This window comes from Streptomyces sp. NPDC002476, assembly GCF_042889785.1.
In the GTDB taxonomy this organism is placed as follows: Bacteria; Actinomycetota; Actinomycetes; order Streptomycetales; family Streptomycetaceae; genus Streptomyces.
Genome location: NZ_JBIARH010000002.1, coordinates 200572 through 219126, shown reverse-complemented (window position 1 = coordinate 219126; position 18555 = coordinate 200572). Strand labels below are relative to the sequence as shown.

General features: G+C 71.0%; 16 protein-coding genes, 1 pseudogene and 1 riboswitch. Of the genes and pseudogenes, 16 read left to right on the top strand and 1 reads right to left on the bottom strand.

What is annotated here, in order from left to right; translation table 11 throughout:
* The first annotated feature begins 6 nt into the window (after window positions 1-6).
* The 14 genes from ACFYXM_RS02845 to ACFYXM_RS02780 all read left to right on the top strand — a co-directional run bounded on the left by ACFYXM_RS02845 (window position 7) and on the right by ACFYXM_RS02780 (window position 15816).
* Window positions 7-879 carry a glycosyltransferase family 2 protein gene (locus ACFYXM_RS02845; RefSeq protein ID WP_389286559.1) on the top strand — a complete coding sequence of 291 codons (873 nt, stop codon included), beginning with the start codon at window positions 7-9 and terminating at the stop codon, window positions 877-879.
* A gap of 120 nt (window positions 880-999) precedes the next feature.
* On the top strand, window positions 1000-1929 hold the full coding sequence (locus ACFYXM_RS02840) for an ABC transporter permease (RefSeq protein ID WP_389286219.1): 930 nt from the start codon (window positions 1000-1002) through the stop codon (window positions 1927-1929).
* A complete protein-coding gene (locus ACFYXM_RS02835) occupies window positions 1922-2707 on the top strand; it encodes an ABC transporter ATP-binding protein (RefSeq protein ID WP_073781367.1) in 786 nt (261 codons plus the stop codon). The genes ACFYXM_RS02840 and ACFYXM_RS02835 overlap by 8 nt, the downstream gene beginning before the upstream one ends.
* 453 nt (window positions 2708-3160) lie before the next feature.
* A complete protein-coding gene (gene hpnC, locus ACFYXM_RS02830; protein ID WP_389286557.1) occupies window positions 3161-4081 on the top strand; it encodes a squalene synthase HpnC in 921 nt (306 codons plus the stop codon).
* Window positions 4082-4110: 29 nt separating this feature from the next.
* The gene (hpnD, locus tag ACFYXM_RS02825; RefSeq protein ID WP_389286217.1) at window positions 4111-5031 is read left to right on the top strand and encodes a presqualene diphosphate synthase HpnD; all 921 of its coding nucleotides are present in this window, start codon (window positions 4111-4113) and stop codon (window positions 5029-5031) included.
* Window positions 5032-5143: 112 nt separating this feature from the next.
* Window positions 5144-6532, top strand: a complete 1389-nt coding sequence (hpnE, locus tag ACFYXM_RS02820; RefSeq protein WP_389286215.1) for a hydroxysqualene dehydroxylase HpnE — start codon at window positions 5144-5146, stop codon at window positions 6530-6532.
* Window positions 6529-7632, top strand: coding sequence for a polyprenyl synthetase family protein (locus tag ACFYXM_RS02815; RefSeq protein WP_389286213.1), 1104 nt, complete (start codon window positions 6529-6531; stop codon window positions 7630-7632). The genes hpnE and ACFYXM_RS02815 overlap by 4 nt, the downstream gene beginning before the upstream one ends.
* A gap of 108 nt (window positions 7633-7740) precedes the next feature.
* On the top strand, window positions 7741-9729 hold the full coding sequence (gene shc / locus ACFYXM_RS02810) for a squalene--hopene cyclase (RefSeq protein WP_389286211.1): 1989 nt from the start codon (window positions 7741-7743) through the stop codon (window positions 9727-9729).
* The gene (locus ACFYXM_RS02805; protein WP_389286209.1) at window positions 9729-10388 is read left to right on the top strand and encodes a 1-hydroxy-2-methyl-2-butenyl 4-diphosphate reductase; all 660 of its coding nucleotides are present in this window, start codon (window positions 9729-9731) and stop codon (window positions 10386-10388) included. Before shc ends, ACFYXM_RS02805 begins: the two co-directional genes overlap by 1 nt.
* A gap of 5 nt (window positions 10389-10393) precedes the next feature.
* Window positions 10394-11413, top strand: a complete 1020-nt coding sequence (gene hpnH, locus ACFYXM_RS02800) for an adenosyl-hopene transferase HpnH (protein ID WP_389286207.1) — start codon at window positions 10394-10396, stop codon at window positions 11411-11413.
* A gap of 186 nt (window positions 11414-11599) precedes the next feature.
* Window positions 11600-13501 carry a 1-deoxy-D-xylulose-5-phosphate synthase gene (gene dxs, locus ACFYXM_RS02795; RefSeq protein WP_389286205.1) on the top strand — a complete coding sequence of 634 codons (1902 nt, stop codon included), beginning with the start codon at window positions 11600-11602 and terminating at the stop codon, window positions 13499-13501.
* Window positions 13498-14895: an aspartate aminotransferase family protein gene (locus ACFYXM_RS02790; RefSeq protein ID WP_389286204.1), complete on the top strand. Its 1398-nt coding sequence runs from the start codon at window positions 13498-13500 to the stop codon at window positions 14893-14895. Before dxs ends, ACFYXM_RS02790 begins: the two co-directional genes overlap by 4 nt.
* A 109-nt stretch (window positions 14896-15004) precedes the next feature.
* Window positions 15005-15613: a helix-turn-helix domain-containing protein gene (locus ACFYXM_RS02785; RefSeq protein WP_389286203.1), complete on the top strand. Its 609-nt coding sequence runs from the start codon at window positions 15005-15007 to the stop codon at window positions 15611-15613.
* A 35-nt stretch (window positions 15614-15648) separates the two neighbouring features.
* Entirely contained in the window at window positions 15649-15816 is a 168-nt protein-coding gene (locus ACFYXM_RS02780) for a DUF6126 family protein (RefSeq protein WP_389286201.1), read from the top strand.
* A 26-nt stretch (window positions 15817-15842) separates the two neighbouring features.
* On the opposite strand, the gene ACFYXM_RS02775 is transcribed toward ACFYXM_RS02780, so the two are convergent.
* Entirely contained in the window at window positions 15843-16655 is an 813-nt protein-coding gene (locus ACFYXM_RS02775) for a tyrosine-protein phosphatase (protein WP_389286199.1), read from the bottom strand.
* Between the two features lie 230 nt (window positions 16656-16885).
* Between ACFYXM_RS02775 and ACFYXM_RS02770 the strand changes: the two are divergent.
* Window positions 16886-17463: pseudogene (locus ACFYXM_RS02770) on the top strand (alpha-galactosidase); the annotation flags it as partial.
* A 218-nt stretch (window positions 17464-17681) separates the two neighbouring features.
* A riboswitch (cyclic di-AMP (ydaO/yuaA leader) is annotated at window positions 17682-17836 on the top strand.
* A 5-nt stretch (window positions 17837-17841) separates the two neighbouring features.
* Window positions 17842-18405, top strand: a complete 564-nt coding sequence (locus ACFYXM_RS02765) for a M23 family metallopeptidase (protein ID WP_389286198.1) — start codon at window positions 17842-17844, stop codon at window positions 18403-18405.
* The last annotated feature ends 150 nt before the right edge of the window (window positions 18406-18555 follow it).

Genomic DNA, 18555 nt, shown 5'->3' with positions numbered 1-18555 from the left:
ACATCGATGAAGCTCGGCGCGGTCGTCATCACGATGGGCAACCGACCCGAGGAACTGCGGGCCCTCCTGGATTCGGTCGCCGAGCAGGAGGGCGACCGGATCGAGGTGGTCGTCGTCGGCAACGGCGCCCCCGTGCCCGACGTCCCCGCGGGCGTACGCACCGTGGAGCTGCCCGAGAACCTGGGCATCCCCGGCGGACGCAATGTCGGGATCGAGGCGTTCGGCCCGTCCGGTGCCGATGTGGACGCCCTGCTCTTCCTCGACGACGACGGGCTGCTGCCGCTCACCGACACCGCCGAGCTGTGCCGGCAGGCGTTCGAGGCCGACCCCCGGCTGGGGATCATCAGCTTCCGCATCGCCGACCCGGACACCGGCGCCACCCAGCGGCGCCACGTGCCGCGCCTGCGCGCGTCCGACCCGATGCGCTCCTCGCGGGTGACGACCTTCCTCGGCGGCGCCAACGCCGTGCGCACCAAGGTGTTCGCCGAGGTCGGGCCGCTGCCCGGGCAGTTCTTCTACGCGCACGAGGAGACCGACCTCGCCTGGCGGGCGCTGGACGCCGGCTGGATGATCGACTACCGCGCGGACATGGTCCTCGACCACCCGACGACGGCTCCCTCGCGGCACGCGGTGTACCACCGGATGGTGGCCCGCAACCGGGTCTGGCTGGCGCGTCGCAATCTGCCCGCGCCCCTGGTCCCCGTCTACCTCGGCGTGTGGCTGCTGCTGACCCTGGTGCGCAAGCCCTCCGGTCCGGCCCTGAAGGCGTGGTTCGGCGGCTTCAAGGAGGGCTGGTCCACTCCGTGCGGCACCCGTCGTCCGATGAAGTGGCGCACGGTATGGCGGCTGACCAGGCTCGGCCGACCTCCGGTGATCTGAGAGTCTCCTCTCTGAGAGCATGGGGGACGACTCCTCTGTACCTCCGTCTCCACGGGACCTGTCCGCTCCGAGCCGCGCCCGCGACCGGCCGCGCATGTTGAATACGAGAGTTTCATTCTGGTGAGTGACACAACCCACGATGGTGCGGTCGCCCTGGGCGCCGCACCATCCGCCGACGACGGCCTGAGCGCGGCCGAGAGGGCCGCCAAGCACGGCCTGACGGTGAGCGGCGCCCGGCCCGGGCTCATCGAGTACATCCGCCAGCTCTGGGGGCGGCGCCACTTCATCGTGGCGTTCTCCCGGGCCAAGCTGACCGCCCAGTACAGCCAGGCGAAGCTGGGCCAGCTGTGGCAGGTGGCCACACCGCTGCTCAATGCCCTCGTCTACTACCTGATCTTCGGGCTGATCCTGGGGACCAGGAGGGGAATGACCCAGGAGGTCTTCATCCCGTTCCTGGTGACCGGCGTCTTCGTCTTCACCTTCACCCAGAATTCGGTGATGGCCGGTGTGCGGGCGATCTCCGGCAACCTGGGGCTGGTCCGGGCCCTGCACTTTCCCCGGGCCTCGCTGCCGGTCTCCTTCTCGCTCCAGCAGCTCCAGCAGCTGCTGTACTCGATGATCGTGCTGGCCGTCGTGGCCGTCGCCTTCGGCGGCTACCCCAGCCTGTCCTGGCTGCTGGTCCTCCCGGCGCTGGCCCTTCAGTTCGTCTTCAACACCGGACTGGCGCTGATCATGGCCAGGCTCGGGAGCAAGACCCCCGACCTCGCCCAGCTGATGCCGTTCATCATGCGGACCTGGATGTACGCGTCGGGCGTCATGTTCTCCATCCCGGTGATGCTCGCGGACAAGCCGGCCTGGATCGCCGATGTGCTCCAGTACAACCCGGCGGCCATCTACATGGACCTGATGCGCTTCGCCCTGATCAAGGGCTACGGCGCCGAGAATCTTCCGGCGCACGTCTGGATGGTGGCGCTCGCCTGGGCGGTCGTCGTCGGCGTCGGGGGCTTCGTGTACTTCTGGAAGGCGGAGGAGCGGTACGGCCGTGGCTGAGGACAACACTTCCGGGCGCGTCCCCACCGTCATCGCCGACGACGTGCACATCGTGTATCGCGTCAACGGCGGCGGGGGAGGCAGGGGCAGCGCCACCGCGGCGCTGAGCCGGATTCTGCGCCGCGACAAGGGCGAGGGGCGCGGGGTGCGGAAGGTGCACGCCGTGCGCGGTGTCTCCTTCACCGCATACCGGGGCGAGGCGATCGGCCTCATCGGGACGAACGGCTCCGGCAAGTCCACGCTGCTGCGGGCCATCGCCGGCCTGCTCCCGACCGAGAGCGGCAAGGTGTACACGGACGGCCAGCCGTCGCTGCTCGGTGTGAACGCGGCGCTGATGAGCGATCTGACCGGGGAACGCAACGTGGTGCTCGGCGGCCTGGCCATGGGCATGTCGCGCGAGGAGATCCGCGAGCGCTACCAGGAGATCGTCGACTTCTCCGGCATCAACGAGAAGGGCGATTTCATCACGCTGCCGATGCGGACGTACTCCTCCGGCATGGCCGCCCGGCTGCGGTTCTCCATCGCCGCCGCCAAGAACCACGACGTCCTCATGATCGACGAGGCGCTGGCGACCGGCGACCGCAAGTTCCAGATCCGCTCGGAGAAGCGCATCAGGGAACTCCGCAAGGAGGCGGGCACGGTCTTCCTGGTCAGCCACAGCAACAAGTCCATCCGGGACACCTGCGACCGGGTGCTGTGGCTGGAGAAGGGCGAGTTGCTGATGGACGGTCCGACCGACGAGGTCCTCAAGGCGTACGAGCGCGAGACCGGCAAGTAGCCCGTTCCCGCGGCACACCGAATCGGCCTTCGCCGGAACCCTCCGGCGAAGGCCGATTCGGTGTCCGGATCGTGGGCCCGCCGGGGCGTCCTGCACGCCCGGCGGTATGCGCCGGGCAAGATCTCCTCCCGTCGGATGACGTCAAAATCCTTGAGCGCGGGGAAGGTTGGCGGAGCGGGATGTGGTGTCCGCCGGTGCGCGACACCCCGTCCGTGCCGACGGGCTCGTACAACGTAAGCTGTACCGGTGCTGATTCGTGGCAAGTGGGGCGATACCGCCTGGCCGTACGGCCCGCGGGCGTGCTCCGTACTCGGCAGAACGGGCGGCGTGTCCGGAATGGGATGTTTTGGGTCAGCAGTGTAGAACGGGAGATGTGACGGCAATGACGGAAGATCTCCAGCTCCGAGGTGTCCGCGCCGTCCCAGCGCCCCTCCCGGCACCGGGTGGTCCGTGGTGACCCCCACCCGGCAGGCCCGCCCCGCGGCGGCCGTGCCCACCACTCTCGACAAGGCCGCGGACGAGAACTTCCCCGTGGCCCCCTTCTTCCTGCCGCGAGCCTGGCGGGACGACCTGATGGCCGTCTACGGCTACGCCCGGCTCGTCGACGACATCGGCGACGGGGACCTCGCACCCGGCGGCGCGGACGCCCGCCATCTCGGCCTCGCCCCCGAGCAGGCCGACGACCGGCTCGCCCTGCTCGACGCCTTCGAGGCCGACCTGCGCCGGGTCTTCGCCACCACCGGCGACGGCCCGCACCACCCCCTGCTGCGCGCGCTGCGCCCCACCGTGCGGCGCCGCGCGCTCACCCCCGAACCCTTCCTCGGCCTCATCGAGGCGAACCGCCAGGACCAGAAGGTCCGCCGCTACGGGACGTACGAGGAGCTCGCGGCCTACTGCGAGCTCTCCGCCAACCCCGTGGGCCGACTCGTCCTGCAGATCACCGGCACCGCCGGCCCCGAACGGATCCGCCGCTCCGACGCCGTCTGCACGGCCCTGCAGATCGTCGAGCACCTCCAGGACGTGGCCGAGGACCTCGGGCGCGACCGGATCTACCTGCCCTCCGACGACATGGCCCGGTTCCACGTCCGTGAATCCGACCTCGCCGCCCCCTCCGCGGGCGCGTCGGTGCGTTCGCTGGTCGCGTACGAGGCCGAACGCGCCGAAGAACTGCTGAATGAAGGCATCCCCCTGGTGGGTAGCGTCCACGGCAGGCTCAGGCTGCTTCTCGCCGGATTCGTGGGAGGGGGGCGCGCCGCCCTCTCCGCGATCGCGGCCGCCGGGTTCGACGTCCTGCCCGGACCACCCAAGCCCACCAAGCCCAGCCTGCTGCGCGAAGTGGGAGTTGTTTTGCGAAAAGCGCGTGGAGAGGGGTGAGCCGGACCGTGGAGGCACAGACGACGCCCATGTCGGCACCGGTACAGGCCGCATACAGATACTGCGAGGCGGTCACCGGACAGCAGGCGCGCAACTTCGCGTACGGCATCAGGCTGCTGCCGGCCGAGAAGCGCCAGGCCATGTCGGCGCTGTACGCCTTCTCCCGGCGGGTCGACGACATCGGTGACGGCGACCTCGCGCCGGAGACGAAGCGGGTACGCCTGGAGAACGCCCGCGAGGTGCTGGACCGGATCCGCGGCGGCGCGGTCGACGAGGACGACATCGATCCGGTGGCCGTCGCGCTCGCCGACGCCGCACGGCGGTTCCCGCTCCCGCTCGGCGGGCTCGACGAGCTCATCGACGGCGTTCTGATGGACGTGCGCGGCGCGACGTACGAGACCTGGGACGACCTCAAGGTGTACTGCCGCTGCGTGGCGGGCGCCATCGGCCGCCTCAGCCTGGGCGTCTTCGGCACCCAGCGGGGCGCCCCCGGCGCCGAACGGGCTGCCGAGTACGCCGACACGCTCGGGCTCGCGCTCCAGCTGACGAACATCCTGCGCGACGTCCGCGAGGACGCCGGCAACGGACGTACGTACCTGCCCGCCGACGACCTCGCCAAGTTCGGCTGCTCGGCCGGCTTCCATGCGGCCACCCCGCCGTCCGGCGCCGACTTCGCGGGGCTGGTGCACTTCGAGGTCCGACGGGCCCGCACGCTGTTCGCCGAGGGATACCGGCTGCTGCCGATGCTGGACCGGCGCAGCGGCGCCTGCGTCGCGGCCATGGCGGGCATCTACCGGCGGCTGCTCGACCGCATCGAGCGCGACCCCGTCGCGGTGCTGCGCGGCCGGGTGTCGCTGCCCGGCCACGAGAAGGCGTACGTCGCGGTGCGCGGGCTCTCCGGACTCGACACGCGGCACGTGTCCCGACGGACGGTCAGGAGGCGCGTCTGATGCGGCGCACGGACATCTCGCGCACCATGTGCATCACGGACAGGCTTCCGTGCTCAACCTTCGGCCGTACCGACGCGTCCCTGACTGAAGCGACCCGACGAAAGGAGGACGCATGACGGACGACGCCCTGCGTTCCTCCCGCGCGGTGGTGATCGGTGGCGGACTCGCCGGCATCACCGCCGCTCTGCGACTGGCCGATGCCGGGCTCGACGTGACCCTGCTCGAAGGGCGGCCCCGGCTCGGCGGACTCGCCTTCTCCTTCCGGCGCGGCGAACTGACGGTCGACAACGGACACCATGTCTACCTGCGCTGCTGCACCGCCTACCGCTGGTTCCTCGAACGCGTCGGCGGCACGAGCCTCGCGCCCCTGCAGAACCGTTTGGACGTGCCCGTTCTCGACATCGGCCGACCCTCGGGGCCCCGGCTGGGACGACTGCGCCGCAACGACCTGCCGGTGCCGTTCCACCTCGCGGCCGGACTCGCCGGCTATCCCCACCTCTCGCTCGCCGAACGCGCGAGCGTCGGACGGGCCGCGCTCGCGCTGGGCCGCCTGGACCCGGAGGATCCCGCCCTCGACACCGTCGACTTCGGCAGCTGGCTCGCCCGGCACGGTCAGTCGCCGCGCACCGTCGAGGCGCTGTGGGACCTGGTCGGCGTCGCCACGCTCAACGCCACCGCCCCGAACTCCTCCCTGGCCCTGGCCGCGAAGGTCTTCAAGACCGGCCTCCTCTCGGAGCCCGGAGCCGCCGACATCGGCTGGGCGGGCGTACCCCTCGGCGAGATCCACGACACCCTCGCCCGCGCGGCACTCGACGCCGTCGGAGTCCGCGTCGAACTGCGCACCAAGGCGACCTCCCTCACCCGTATGGAGCAGGGCGGCTGGAGCGTCGGCACCGACGGCGAACCAATCGACGCGGACGCCGTCGTCCTCGCCGTCCCGCAGCGCGAGACCCACGGTCTGCTCCCCGCCGGAGCGATCGACGCACCGGACCGGCTGCTCGACATCGGCACCTCACCGATCCTGAACGTGCACGTGGTCTACGACCGCAAGGTGTTGCGCCGCCCGTTCTTCACCGCGCTCGGCTCCCCGGTGCAGTGGGTCTTCGACCGTACGGAGGCATCCGGCCTCACCGGCCCCGGGCAGTACCTCGCGGTGTCCCAGTCCGCGGCGGACGAGGAGATCGACCTCCCCGTGGCCGAACTGCGAGGGCGCTACCTGCCCGAGCTGGAGCGCCTCCTTCCGGCCGCCCGCACCGCAGGTATCAGGGACTTCTTCGTCACCCGGGAACGCGCGGCGACCTTCGCCCCCGCGCCCGGCGTCGGCCGACTGCGGCCCGGTGCCCGCACCCGCCTCCCCGGCCTCGGCCTGGCGGGCGCGTGGACGGCCACCGGCTGGCCCGCGACGATGGAGGGCGCCGTCCGCAGCGGGTTCAGCGCCGCGGACGTCGCGCTGAGGGCGCTGGGCCGCTCCCATGAACATCCGCTGCAGGAGGCGGCATGAGCAGTACCACCGGAACAAGAGGAGAGTCAGTGACCCCGGCGAATCCGGCTTTCGACACCGTGGCCGACACCACGGACGTCACCGCGCTTCTGGAGCGCGGACGGGACCTTTCCACGCCGGTGCTCCGGGCCGCTGTGAACCGGCTCGCACCGCCCATGGACACCGTCGCCGCCTACCACTTCGGCTGGATCGACGCCGAGGGACAGCCCTCGGCCGGCGACGGCGGCAAGGCCGTCCGCCCGGCGCTCGCCCTGCTGTCCTCGGAGGCGGCGGGCGCCGCGCCCGAGGCAGGCGTCCCCGGCGCCGTGGCCGTCGAACTCGTGCACAACTTCTCGCTGCTGCACGACGACCTGATGGACGGCGACGAACAGCGCCGCCACCGCGACACGGTCTGGAAGGTGCACGGCCCCGCCCAGGCGATCCTGGTCGGCGACGCGTTGTTCGCGCTCGCCAACGAGGTCCTGCTGGAGCTCGGCACCTCCGAGGCGGGCCGCGCGACCCGCCGGCTGACCGTCGCCACCCGCAAGCTCATCGACGGACAGGCCCAGGACATCTCCTACGAGCACCGCGAACGGGTCACCGTCGAGGAGTGCCTGGAGATGGAGGGCAACAAGACCGGCGCCCTGCTCGCCTGCGCCTGCTCCATCGGTGCCGTCCTCGGCGGCGCCGACGACCGCACCGCCGACACCCTGGAGGCGTACGGCTACCACCTCGGCCTCGCCTTCCAGGCCGTCGACGACGTGCTCGGCATCTGGGGCGACCCCGAGTCCACCGGCAAGCAGACGTGGAGCGACCTGCGCCAGCGCAAGAAGTCCCTCCCGGTCGTCGCCGCGCTCGCGGCGGGCGGACCGGCCTCGCGGCGGCTGGGCGAACTGCTCGCCGCCGACGCCAAGAGCACCGATTTCGACAGCTTCTCCGAGGAGGAGTTCGCCGCCCGCGCGGCACTCATCGAGGAGGCGGGCGGCCGCGAATGGACCGCCCAGGAGGCGCGTCGCCAGCACGCGGTCGCCGTCGAGGCACTGCACCGCGTCGACATGCCGGAAACCGTGCGGGCGCAGCTCACGGCGCTCGCGGACTTCGTCGTCGTACGAAAGAGATGATCGCCATCTGCTCCATATGACTCGCAGTCGCCGGCCGGCGCCCCCACCGGGCGCCGGCCGACGGAGACCCCAGCACAGCAGAGGACAAGACTGCACGAAGGGGAAGCCATGACAGCGACGACCGACGGAAGCGCAGGGGCCATGAACCCCCGCGCGGCCACGGCCACCAATCCGACCGATACGACCATCGCCGCGGAAGACGTGCTCGAAGCCGCGCGGCGCGCCGCGGAACGCTCGGTGGAGCACCTTCTCGGCAGGCAGGACCAGCAGGGCTGGTGGAAGGGCGACCTCGCCACCAACGTCACCATGGACGCGGAGGACCTGCTGCTCCGTCAATTCCTCGGCATCCAGGACCCGTCCGTCGTCCGGGCGGCCGCCCGCTTCATCCGCGGCGAACGACGCGGCGACGGCACGTGGGCCACCTTCCACGGCGGCCCCGCGGATCTCTCCGCCACCATCGAGGCGTACGTGGCCCTGCGGCTGGCCGGGGACGCCCCCGACGCACCGCACATGGCCCGCGCCGCACGCTGGGTCAGGGAACAGGGCGGCATCGCCGAGAGCCGCGTCTTCACTCGCATCTGGCTCGCTCTCTTCGGTTGGTGGAAGTGGGAGGACCTTCCCCAGCTCCCGCCCGAGCTGATGTTCTTCCCCACGTGGGTCCCGCTCAACATCTACGAATTCGGCTGCTGGGCCCGCCAGACCATCGTGCCCCTCACCATCGTCTCGGCGAAGCGGCCGGTACGCCCCGCGCCCTTCCCGCTCGACGAACTCCACACCGACCCGGACAGCCCGAACCCGTCCCGGCGCACCGCCCCCGCGGCCAGCTGGGACGGCCTCTTCCAGCGCCTCGACAAGGCGCTGCGCCTCTACCACCGGATCGCACCGCGCAAGCTGCGCCGGGCCGCCATGAACAACGCGGCGCGCTGGATCGTCGAACGCCAGGAGAACGACGGCTGCTGGGGCGGCATCCAGCCTCCCGCCGTCTACTCCGTCATCGCCCTGCACCTGCTCGGCTACGACCTGGACCACCCGGTGATGCGGGCCGGTCTGGCCTCCCTCGACCGGTTCGCCGTCTGGCGCGAGGACGGCGCGCGGATGATCGAGGCGTGCCAGTCCCCGGTCTGGGACACCTGCCTCGCCACCATCGCGCTGGCCGACGCCGGGGTCCGCCCCGACCACCCGGCGCTCGTGAAGGCCGCGGACTGGATGCTCGGCGAACAGATCGACCGGCCGGGCGACTGGGCCGTACGCCGTCCCCGGCTCGCGCCGGGCGGCTGGGCGTTCGAGTTCCACAACGACAACTACCCGGACATCGACGACACCGCCGAAGTGGTCCTCGCGCTGCGCCGGGTCCGCCACCCCGACCCCTCGCGCGTCGAGGACGCCATCGCGCGCGGAGTGCGTTGGAACCTCGGCATGCAGTCCCGCAACGGGGCATGGGGGGCGTTCGACGCGGACAACACCAGCCCGTTCCCCAACCGGCTGCCCTTCTGCGACTTCGGCGAGGTCATCGACCCGCCGTCCGCCGACGTCACCGGACACGTGGTGGAGATGCTCGCCGTCGAGGGCCAGGCCGGCCGGCCCGCCGCCCGGCGCGGTATCCAGTGGCTGCTCGCCCAACAGGAGGCGAACGGCGGATGGTTCGGCCGCTGGGGCGTCAACTACGTATACGGCACGGGGTCGGTGGTGCCCGCACTGGTGGTCGCAGGACTGCCCGCCACCCATCCGGCGATCCGCCGGGCCGTCACCTGGCTGGAGTCCGTGCAGAACGACGACGGCGGCTGGGGCGAGGACCTGCGCTCGTACCGCGAGGAGAAGTGGATCGGCCACGGCGCCTCCACCGCCTCCCAGACCGCGTGGGCCCTGCTCGCGCTGCTCGCCGCGGGACAACGGGACACCGAGGCCGTACGGCGGGGCGTCTCCTGGCTCACCGGGACGCAGCGGGCCGACGGCTCCTGGGACGAGCCGTACTTCACCGGCACCGGGTTCCCGTGGGACTTCTCCATCAACTACCACCTCTACCGTCAGGTCTTCCCGCTGACCGCGCTCGGGCGGTACGTGCACGGCGAACCGTTCGCCGGCCGCAAGGGGGCCTGATGGGCGACGGCCCCCGGCCGGCCGGTCCCACGGCGCCGCTGCTGATCGCCTGCGCGCTCGGCATCGAGCGGTTCGCGCTGCGCAGGGGCAGGGACAGGGCCGGCGGGGCTCCGGGGCCGGTGTCCGTCCTTTGCACGGGCATGGGTCCCAGGGCCGCCGACGCGGCCGTGACCAGGGCGCTCGGTACGGGCCGGGCGCCCGGCACGGCCGTCCTCGCCGCCGGGTTCTGCGCCGGACTGTCGCCCGGCATGCACCCCGGGGACCTGGTGGTCGCCGACGAGACCCGGGGCACCGGAGACCCGACCGTCTGCACCGGCTCTGAGCTGCTCGCCGAGGCCCTCGCCCGGGCGGTACCCGGGCGCACCGTCCACACCGGTCCGCTGACCGGCTCCGCCCATGTCGTACGGGGACACGAGCGGGCCGAGCTGCGGGCCACCGGAGCGATCGCGGTGGACATGGAGTCCGCCGCCACCCTCGGCGCCGCGCTGCGGGCCGGGCCGCGCCCCGTTGCGGCCGTACGGGTGGTCGTCGACGCCCCGGAGCATGAGCTCGTCCGTATCAGCACGATACGCGGTGGAATATCGGCTTTCCGCGTACTCCGTGCCGTCCTGCCTGCTTTTTATGAATGGCACCGATCTTTGCCGCTCCCCAGGAGGTGAGCCAGATGGCCATGCCGCTCCGTCAGTCCATCAAGGTTGCGACGTATCTCATGGAACAGAAGCTCCGCAGGCGGGACAAGTTCCCGCTCATCGTGGAACTGGAGCCCCTGTTCGCCTGTAACCTCGCGTGCGAGGGCTGCGGGAAGATCCAGCATCCGGCGGGAGTGCTCAAGCAGCGCATGCCGGTTGCCCAGGCCGTGGGCGCCGTGCTCGAATCGGGCGCTCCGATGGTCTCCATCGCGGGCGGCGAGCCGCTGATGCATCCGCAGATCGACGAGATCGTCCGGCAGTTGGTGGCACGCAAGAAGTACGTGTTCCTCTGCACCAACGCCATGCTGCTGCGGAAGAAGATCGACAAGTTCTCGCCCTCCCCGTTCTTCGCCTTCGCCGTGCACATCGACGGACTGCGCGAGCGCCATGACGAATCGGTCGCCAAGGAAGGCGTCTTCGACGAGGCGGTGGCAGCCATCAAGGAGGCCAAGCGGCGCGGATTCCGGGTCACCACGAACTCCACCTTCTTCAACACCGACACCCCGCAGACCGTCATCGAGGTCCTCAACTACCTCAACGACGACCTGAAGGTCGACGAGATGATGATCTCGCCCGCCTACGCCTACGAGAAGGCGCCCGACCAGGAGCACTTCCTCGGCGTCGAGCAGACCCGCGAACTCTTCAAGAAGTCCTTCGCAGGCGGCAACCGCTCGCGCTGGCGGCTCAACCACTCGCCCCTCTTCCTGGACTTCCTGGAGGGCAAGGCGGACTTCCCCTGCACCGCATGGGCGATCCCGAACTACTCGCTGTTCGGCTGGCAGCGCCCCTGCTACCTGATGAGCGACGGATACGTCCCCACGTACCGCGAACTCATCGAGAAGACGGACTGGGACAAGTACGGCCGCGGCAAGGACCCGCGCTGTGCCAACTGCATGGCGCACTGCGGCTACGAGCCGACCGCGGTCCTCGCCACCATGGGATCGCTGAAGGAGTCCCTGCGCGCCGCGCGCGAGACCATCGCCGGGAGCCGGTGACACCGCGACCGCGACGGAGCCGGGCGGGCGGGTACGTGTCCGCCGCGGTCGACGGCCGCGGCGCGTACGGCCGGCCGCGGGCGCGGGCGCGGGCGGGGAGCGGACGGGCAGGGACGGCACGGGGACACCACCACGGTCGTCCCCGTCGGCGTGAGCCGAACGGAATCAGAGAGAGGGGGCCCGGGCGTGACGATTCTGGAGAGGATCCGGGAACCGCGCGACCTCAAGGCGCTGAGCGAGGCACAACTCGGTGAACTGGCCGGGGACATCAGGGAGTTCCTCATCCGGGCGGTGGCGAGGACCGGCGGCCACCTGGGGCCCAACCTGGGCGCGGTGGAACTCACCATCGCCCTGCACCGGGCCTTCGACTCGCCCGCCGACCGCATCCTGTGGGACACCGGTCACCAGAGCTATGTGCACAAACTGCTCACCGGACGCCAGGACTTCTCCAAACTCCGCGGCAAGGGAGGCCTGTCCGGCTATCCGTCCCGCGAGGAGTCCGCGCACGACATCATCGAGAACTCGCACGCCTCGACCGTGCTCGGCTGGGCCGACGGCCTGGCCAAGGCCGACGAGGTGCGTGGCCGGAGCGACCACGTCGTGGCCGTCATCGGCGACGGCGCCCTCACCGGCGGCATGGCCTGGGAGGCGCTCAACAACATCGCGGCGGCGCGGGGCCGGCCGCTGATCATCGTCGTCAACGACAACGAGCGCTCCTACGCCCGGACGATCGGCGGCCTCGCCGACCACCTCGCCACTCTCCGCACCACCGACGGCTACGAACGCTTCCTCGCCTGGGGCAAGGAGGTCCTCCAGCAGACCCCCGTCATCGGGCAGCCGCTGTACGAGTCGCTGCACGGCGCCAAGAAGGGGTTCAAGGACGCGTTCGCCCCGCAGGGCATGTTCGAGGACCTCGGTCTCAAGTACGTCGGGCCGGTCGACGGCCACGACATCGCGGCGGTCGAGTCGGTCCTGCACCGGGCGAAGCGCTTCCACGGACCGGTGCTGGTGCACTGCATCACCGAGAAGGGCCGCGGGTACCCGCCCGCGCTGCTCGACGAGGAGGACCGCTTCCACACCGTGGGCGCCATGGACCCGCTGACCTGCGCCCCGCTCGTACCGGCCGAAGCACCGTCCTGGACCTCGGTGTTCGGGGACGAGATCGCCGCGATCGGGGCGCGGCGGCCGGACGTCGTGGCCCTCACCGCGGCGATGCTGCACCCCGTCGGCCTGACGAAGTTCGCGCAGGCATTCCCCGACCGGGTCTGGGACGTCGGGATCGCCGAGCAGCACGCCGCGGTCTGCGCGGCCGGCCTGGCCACCGGCGGACTCCACCCGGTCGTCGCCGTCTACGCCACCTTCCTCAACCGGGCCTTCGACCAGGTGCTCATGGACGTGGCACTGCACCGGTGCGGGGTGACGTTCGTCCTCGACCGGGCCGGGGTCACCGGCCCCGACGGGCCGTCGCACAACGGGATGTGGGACATGTCCGTGCTCCAGGTCGTCCCCGGTCTGCGGATCGCCGCCCCGCGCGACGCGGACGAACTGCGCACCCAGCTCCGCGAGGCCGTCGACATCGACGACGCGCCCACCGTGATCCGGTTCCCCAAGGAGTCGGTGGGGGAGCGGATCGAGGCCGTCGGCCGGATCGGGGGCATGGACGTCCTGCACCGGGTGGACGACCCCGACGTCCTGCTGGTGGCCGTCGGGGCGCTCGCCCCGGTGTGCCTGGGCGCCGCCGGCCTGCTGGCCGGGCGCGGCATCCGCTGCACCGTCGTCGACCCGCGCTGGGTCAAACCCGTCGACGCGCACCTCGCGCCGCTCGCCGAACGGCACCGGCTGGTCGCCGTCGCCGAGGACAACAGCCGGGCGGGCGGCGTGGGCTGGGCGGTCGGCCGGGCGCTGCGGGACGCCGGGGTCGATGTACCGCTGCGGACGTTCGGCATCCCCGAGCGGTTCCTCGCCCACGGCAGACGCGCCGAGGTGCTGGCGGACGTCGGCCTCACGCCGGTCGGGATCGCCGGGCGGATCAGCGCCGCCCTGGCCGGCCGGGGAGCGGCCGGACGGACCGAGGAGGGCACGGAATGAAGGACGACGGACCCAAGGGCTTCGACCTGGCACGGCTCCTCGCCGAGCGTGGCGCCGAACGCTACGAGCTGCACGCGAAGCACCTCAATCACCAGCTGCCCCGCATGCTGCGCACCATCGGCTTCGACAAGGTCTACGAACGGGCCGAGGGCGCGTACTTCTGGGACGCGGACGGCAACGACTACCTCGACATGCTCGCCGGGTTCGGGGTGATGGGCCTCGGCCGCCACCACCCCGTCGTGCGCAGGGCGCTGCACGATGTCCTCGACGCCTCGCTCGCCGACCTCACCCGCTTCGACTGTCAGCCGCTGCCCGGACTGCTGGCCGAGCGGCTGCTGGCGCACAGCCCGCACCTGGACCGGGTCTTCTTCGGCAACAGCGGTACGGAGGCCGTGGAGACCGCCCTGAAGTTCGCCCGGTACGCCACCGGCAGGCCCAGGGTCCTCTACTGCGCGCACGCGTTCCACGGGCTGACGGCCGGCTCGCTGTCGGTCAACGGGGAGAGCGGCTTCCGGGACGGCTTCGCGCCGCTGCTGCCGGACACCGCCGTCCCGCTCGGCGATCTCGACGCGCTGGGCCGCGAGCTGCGGCGCGGGGACGTCGCGGCGCTCGTCGTCGAGCCGATCCAGGGCAAGGGCGTGCACGCCGCGCCGCCCGGCTACCTGCGGGCCGCGCAGGAGCTGCTGCACCGGCACGGGGCGCTGCTCATCGCCGACGAGGTGCAGACCGGACTCGGCAGGACCGGCGACTTCTACGCGTACCAGCACGAGGAGGGGGTCGAACCCGATCTGGTCTGCGTCGCCAAGGCTCTCTCCGGGGGCTATGTACCGGTCGGGGCGACGCTCGGCAAGGACTGGATCTTCAGGAAGGTCTACTCCTCGATGGACCGGGTCCTGGTGCACTCCGCGAGCTTCGGTTCCAACGCGCAGGCGATGGCCGCCGGGCTCGCGGTCCTCGCGGTGATGGAGGACGAGGACGTCGTCGCGGGCGCGCGCCGCACCGGCGACCTGCTGCGCGAGCGGCTGGCGGCGCTGATCGACCGGTACGAACTGCTGCACGAGGTGCGCGGGCGCGGGCTGATGATCGGCATCGAGTTCGGCCGGCCCTCGTCACTGAAGCTGCGCGGCCGCTGGACGATGCTGCAGACCGCCCGCAAGGGCCTCTTCGCGCAGATGGTCGTGGTGCCCCTGCTCCGGAAGCACCGCATCCTCACCCAGGTGTCGGGCGACCACATGGAAGTGATCAAGCTGATTCCGCCGCTGGTGATCGGGGAGCCGGAGGTCGACCGGTTCGTCACGGCGTTCACCGCCGTCATGGACGAGGCGCACAGCGGCGGCGGACTGATGTGGGACTTCGGCAGGACCCTGGTGAAACAGGCCGTCGCCCACCGCTGACCTCGGCCGCGGCCCCCTCGTCCGGACGGGCGCGGTGGGCCGCGCCCCAGCGGTTTGCCTCTCGGGTAAGAAATTTGCCTGACAGGAAAAATTTTGGCCCAATAGGTACATGAACACTCCGGACGGAGCGGCGGCCGACGAGCTGCCCGAGGTCGCGCCGCGCCTGCGCGATCTGCGTCGTGGCCGCGGTCTCACCTTGGAGGCCGCCGCCCAGCGGGCCGGGTTGTCGCCCGCCCACCTCTCCCGGCTGGAAACGGGGCGGCGGCAGCCCTCGCTGCCGATGCTGCTCGGTCTTGCCAGGATCTACGGTACGACGGTCTCCGAACTGCTCGGCGAGCGGCCTCCCGAACGGGAAGCGGTCATCCGCGGCGGCGTGTTCGAGGGCCCCGCGGCCGACGGCTGGCAGTACCAACGGGCCGGCAGCCCCGGCCGGGCGATGCAGGCGCTCCGCGTCCGGGTGCCGCACGGCGCGGAGGGGGACCTGGTGCGCGTTCACCCCGGTGAGGAGTGGCTGTACGTGCTCGCAGGGCATCTGCGGGTCACGCTCGGGGACACCGTGCACGACCTCGCTCCCGGCGACAGTGCGCACTACGACTCGCTCACCCCGCACCGGCTCTCGGCCGTCGACCGCGAGGGTGCCGAGCTCCTCTTCGTCCACACCCTGCTGCAGAGCCCCGCCGCCGAGCTGTGCCTCGGCGACGGTATCCACCGCCGCTGAGACCGGCCCCCGGCCGGTCGCCAGAGAGGACTGCCATGTCCGATTCAGAGAACTTCGACCCACTGGGGTCGAGCAAGAAGTACGAGGCCCAGGAGCGCAAGTTCCCGCGCGGCGTCGTGATCCGGCTGTTCGCCTATCTCATCGCCGGGCACGTCCTCGCGGCCTTCCTGTACATCCTCTTCGAGGTGGCCGGCAAAGGCTGACCACCTCGACCGGAGGGCGGCTGCCGTCAGACCGATTCGAGGAGCCGGTCGCGCAGCCGCTCACGGGTCTCGGGGGACAGCCCCAGGCCCTCCTCCAGATAGCGCTCCGTGCCGCCCCAGGTCTCCTCGATGGTGGCGAACGCCGCGGCGAGATAGTCGCGGTGCGCGCCGAAGAGCGGATTGAGCAGTTCCAGCACCTCGGCCGACACGCCGTTCGCCGAGGTGTCGCTGCGGCGGATCCGGTAACGGCGGTGCGCGTCGTTGGACTTCAGGTAGTCGGCCTCGATGGCGTCGCGTTCGACGCCGACCGCGAGCAGCGACACGGCAATCGACAGACCGGCCCGGTCCTTGCCCGCCGCGCAGTGCATCAGCGCCGGAACGCTGTCCTCGGCCAGCGCGTGCAGCACCCGGCTGTGCTCGGCGGTGCGCTCCAGGACGATCGAGCGGTACGAGGCGATCATCCGGTTCGCCCCCTTCCCGTCGGCGAGGAGCGAGCGCAGCTGGTCCAGGTCGCCGTCGCGGACCATCCGCCAGAACTCTGCACCGTCCGCCGGGTCGGAGAGCGGGATGCTGAGATTCCGTACGCCCGGCAGCTCCACGTCCAGCCCGTCCAGCCGGCGGTCGGCGGCGTTGCGGAAGTCGAAGACGGTGTGCAGTCCCAGACCGGCCAGGAAGGCGGTGTCCTCGGCGGTGGCGTGCGCGAGATGCCCGCTGCGGAAGAGCCGCCCGTACCGCACCCGTCGGCCGTCCGCGGTGGGCAGGCCGCCCACGTCACGGAAGTTGCGGACACCCGCCAGCTCGGGTTCCGTCGGCGGGATCTGCGGCAGTTGCTGCGTCACGGTGACTCCTGGGGTGTCCGGCCGTCGGTGCGAGTCGCCGACAAGGCCACTCCTGCGACGATACGACATCGGTTCCTCAGGCAATCATTTCGTCCTCCTCCCTGTCGATGCCCGTGTCAACCGCCGTGCCTCCGAGGCGAATTTGCCCCGATTCTTTGTCAGTGGACATTTCCCGGCCGCTCGGTGACGGTTGATGATGTGCGGAAATGTTCGGATGCGGGGATTTCGCGATCGAGGCGTGCGCTGACGAAGTGCACGCGCTCGGCATACAGTTCGGAATTTGTGTCGAACCAGAAATGGTCAATGTCGAAAGTGATCTTTATCGCGCGCACCCCGACCGGGTGCAGCATTTCCGGGAAGGACGCGGACGGAGTTCTGTCATCCAATGGTTCTCGGTCTCGCCCGGAGTGATGTCCGGGAGTATCGCTGGGAGCAACTCGACGCGCTGCTCTCCGATACGCCGATCGACGCGCGGCGGCCTCGGCGCGGTCCAGTACGTCCACGGGGAGAAGACCGTGGTCCTGATGTGGCTGGACGGGCAGCGGTGGGAGGCGTGGCCGCCGGCCCTGCGGCTGCGTGGGCCCGCCCCGTCGGCGACCTATGTGTGCCGGGACGCGGGGGAGGTGCACCACGGTTCGGTACTGCTCTCCACCGGGGGCTGCGGACGGGGCTGCGGACGGGGTTGCGCGGGGACCTCGACGCGCGGCCGCAGGGGCTCCGCCGTACACGACATCGACCGAATGTCCGTATTGAGGATATTTGTTGGCGTGTGTCCAAATTCATTCCGTCGAGGGATTCCTTCTCGTGAGCGGAATCATATCCGTGACCGTGCGTACCGGCGGGCCGATCGGATATTCCTTACGCGGCGCGGGAATTCAAGATCCCGGATCCACGGAGGGTGACCGAAATTCCGCGCCGAATTCGCGGCGCGGAATCTTCTCCGGAATCGGCGGCTTGTTCTCGGTCTCCGGCTCGCCTACGGTCACCGTCAATCCGGACGGGCCGCCCAATCCTGCCGCCGGCCGGATATCGCACTCACTCGACGCGTGGCAGGAGCGGGGGAACCAGGTAGTCCGCCGACCGGCGAAGACCGGTCGGCTCGGGGTGAAGTCGCGCTCGCCGCGGCCGGGCATCTCCAGCCCGAACCCGACAGCTCACCTCGCAGGCGCCGGAGAGGAAGCGCATCATGCCCATCTCGGGTAAGCACCGTCGTACCAAGTCCAGCCTGATCGCCCGCGGTGTCGCCGCCGTGAGCACCGGCGGCGCCATCATCGCCCTGCCGCTGCTCGGCGCCACCGGCGCCCACGCCGCGCAGCCGGCCGCCCCGGCTGCCACGAGCACCGCCTCCAGCTACGTCCACCCGGTCCCGGGCAACCACACCACCGGATACCGGGCCTCCGGATCCAACTGGTCCAGCGGCAGCCACAGCGGAATCGACTTCCCCGTCTTCACCGGCACCAGCGTGAAGTCCATCACCGCCGGCACGGTTGTCACCGCCGGCTGGGGCGGCGCCTACGGCAACCAGGTCGTCGTCAAGCACGCCGACGGCCGCTACTCGCAGTACGGGCACCTGTCCTCGATCTCCGTCTCGGTGGGCCAGTCCGTGAGCACCGGCCAGCAGATCGGCCTCTCCGGCTCCACCGGCAACTCCACCGGGCCGCACCTGCACTTCGAGGTCCGCACCGGCCCGGCGTACGGCTCCGACATCAACCCGGTCGCCTACCTCGCGGCGCACGGAATCTACGTCTGATCCAAGCCGACCACGCCCGAGACGAACGGTCCGACGACCGGAGCGGCCGGGTTCGGCCCGGACGACACGGAGGGGCGGGGGGCGCCCGCGCCGCCCCCCCCCCCGGCCCGTATTAACCCCCCGCCCACCAAACCCCGGGGGGGATAACAA

What these genes read in the sequence shown, in the direction of transcription:
- ACFYXM_RS02845 (WP_389286559.1), top strand. Translation starts at nt 7, where the DNA reads ATGAAGCTCGGCGCGGTCGTCATCACGATGGGCAACCGACCCGAGGAA.
- hpnD (WP_389286217.1), top strand. Translation starts at nt 4,111, where the DNA reads ATGTCGGCACCGGTACAGGCCGCATACAGATACTGCGAGGCGGTCACC.
- hpnE (WP_389286215.1), top strand. Translation starts at nt 5,144, where the DNA reads ATGACGGACGACGCCCTGCGTTCCTCCCGCGCGGTGGTGATCGGTGGC.
- ACFYXM_RS02815 (WP_389286213.1), top strand. Translation starts at nt 6,529, where the DNA reads ATGAGCAGTACCACCGGAACAAGAGGAGAGTCAGTGACCCCGGCGAAT.
- shc (WP_389286211.1), top strand. Translation starts at nt 7,741, where the DNA reads ATGACAGCGACGACCGACGGAAGCGCAGGGGCCATGAACCCCCGCGCG.
- ACFYXM_RS02805 (WP_389286209.1), top strand. Translation starts at nt 9,729, where the DNA reads ATGGGCGACGGCCCCCGGCCGGCCGGTCCCACGGCGCCGCTGCTGATC.
- hpnH (WP_389286207.1), top strand. Translation starts at nt 10,394, where the DNA reads ATGGCCATGCCGCTCCGTCAGTCCATCAAGGTTGCGACGTATCTCATG.
- ACFYXM_RS02790 (WP_389286204.1), top strand. Translation starts at nt 13,498, where the DNA reads ATGAAGGACGACGGACCCAAGGGCTTCGACCTGGCACGGCTCCTCGCC.
- ACFYXM_RS02785 (WP_389286203.1), top strand. Translation starts at nt 15,005, where the DNA reads ATGAACACTCCGGACGGAGCGGCGGCCGACGAGCTGCCCGAGGTCGCG.
- ACFYXM_RS02780 (WP_389286201.1), top strand. Translation starts at nt 15,649, where the DNA reads ATGTCCGATTCAGAGAACTTCGACCCACTGGGGTCGAGCAAGAAGTAC.
- ACFYXM_RS02765 (WP_389286198.1), top strand. Translation starts at nt 17,842, where the DNA reads ATGCCCATCTCGGGTAAGCACCGTCGTACCAAGTCCAGCCTGATCGCC.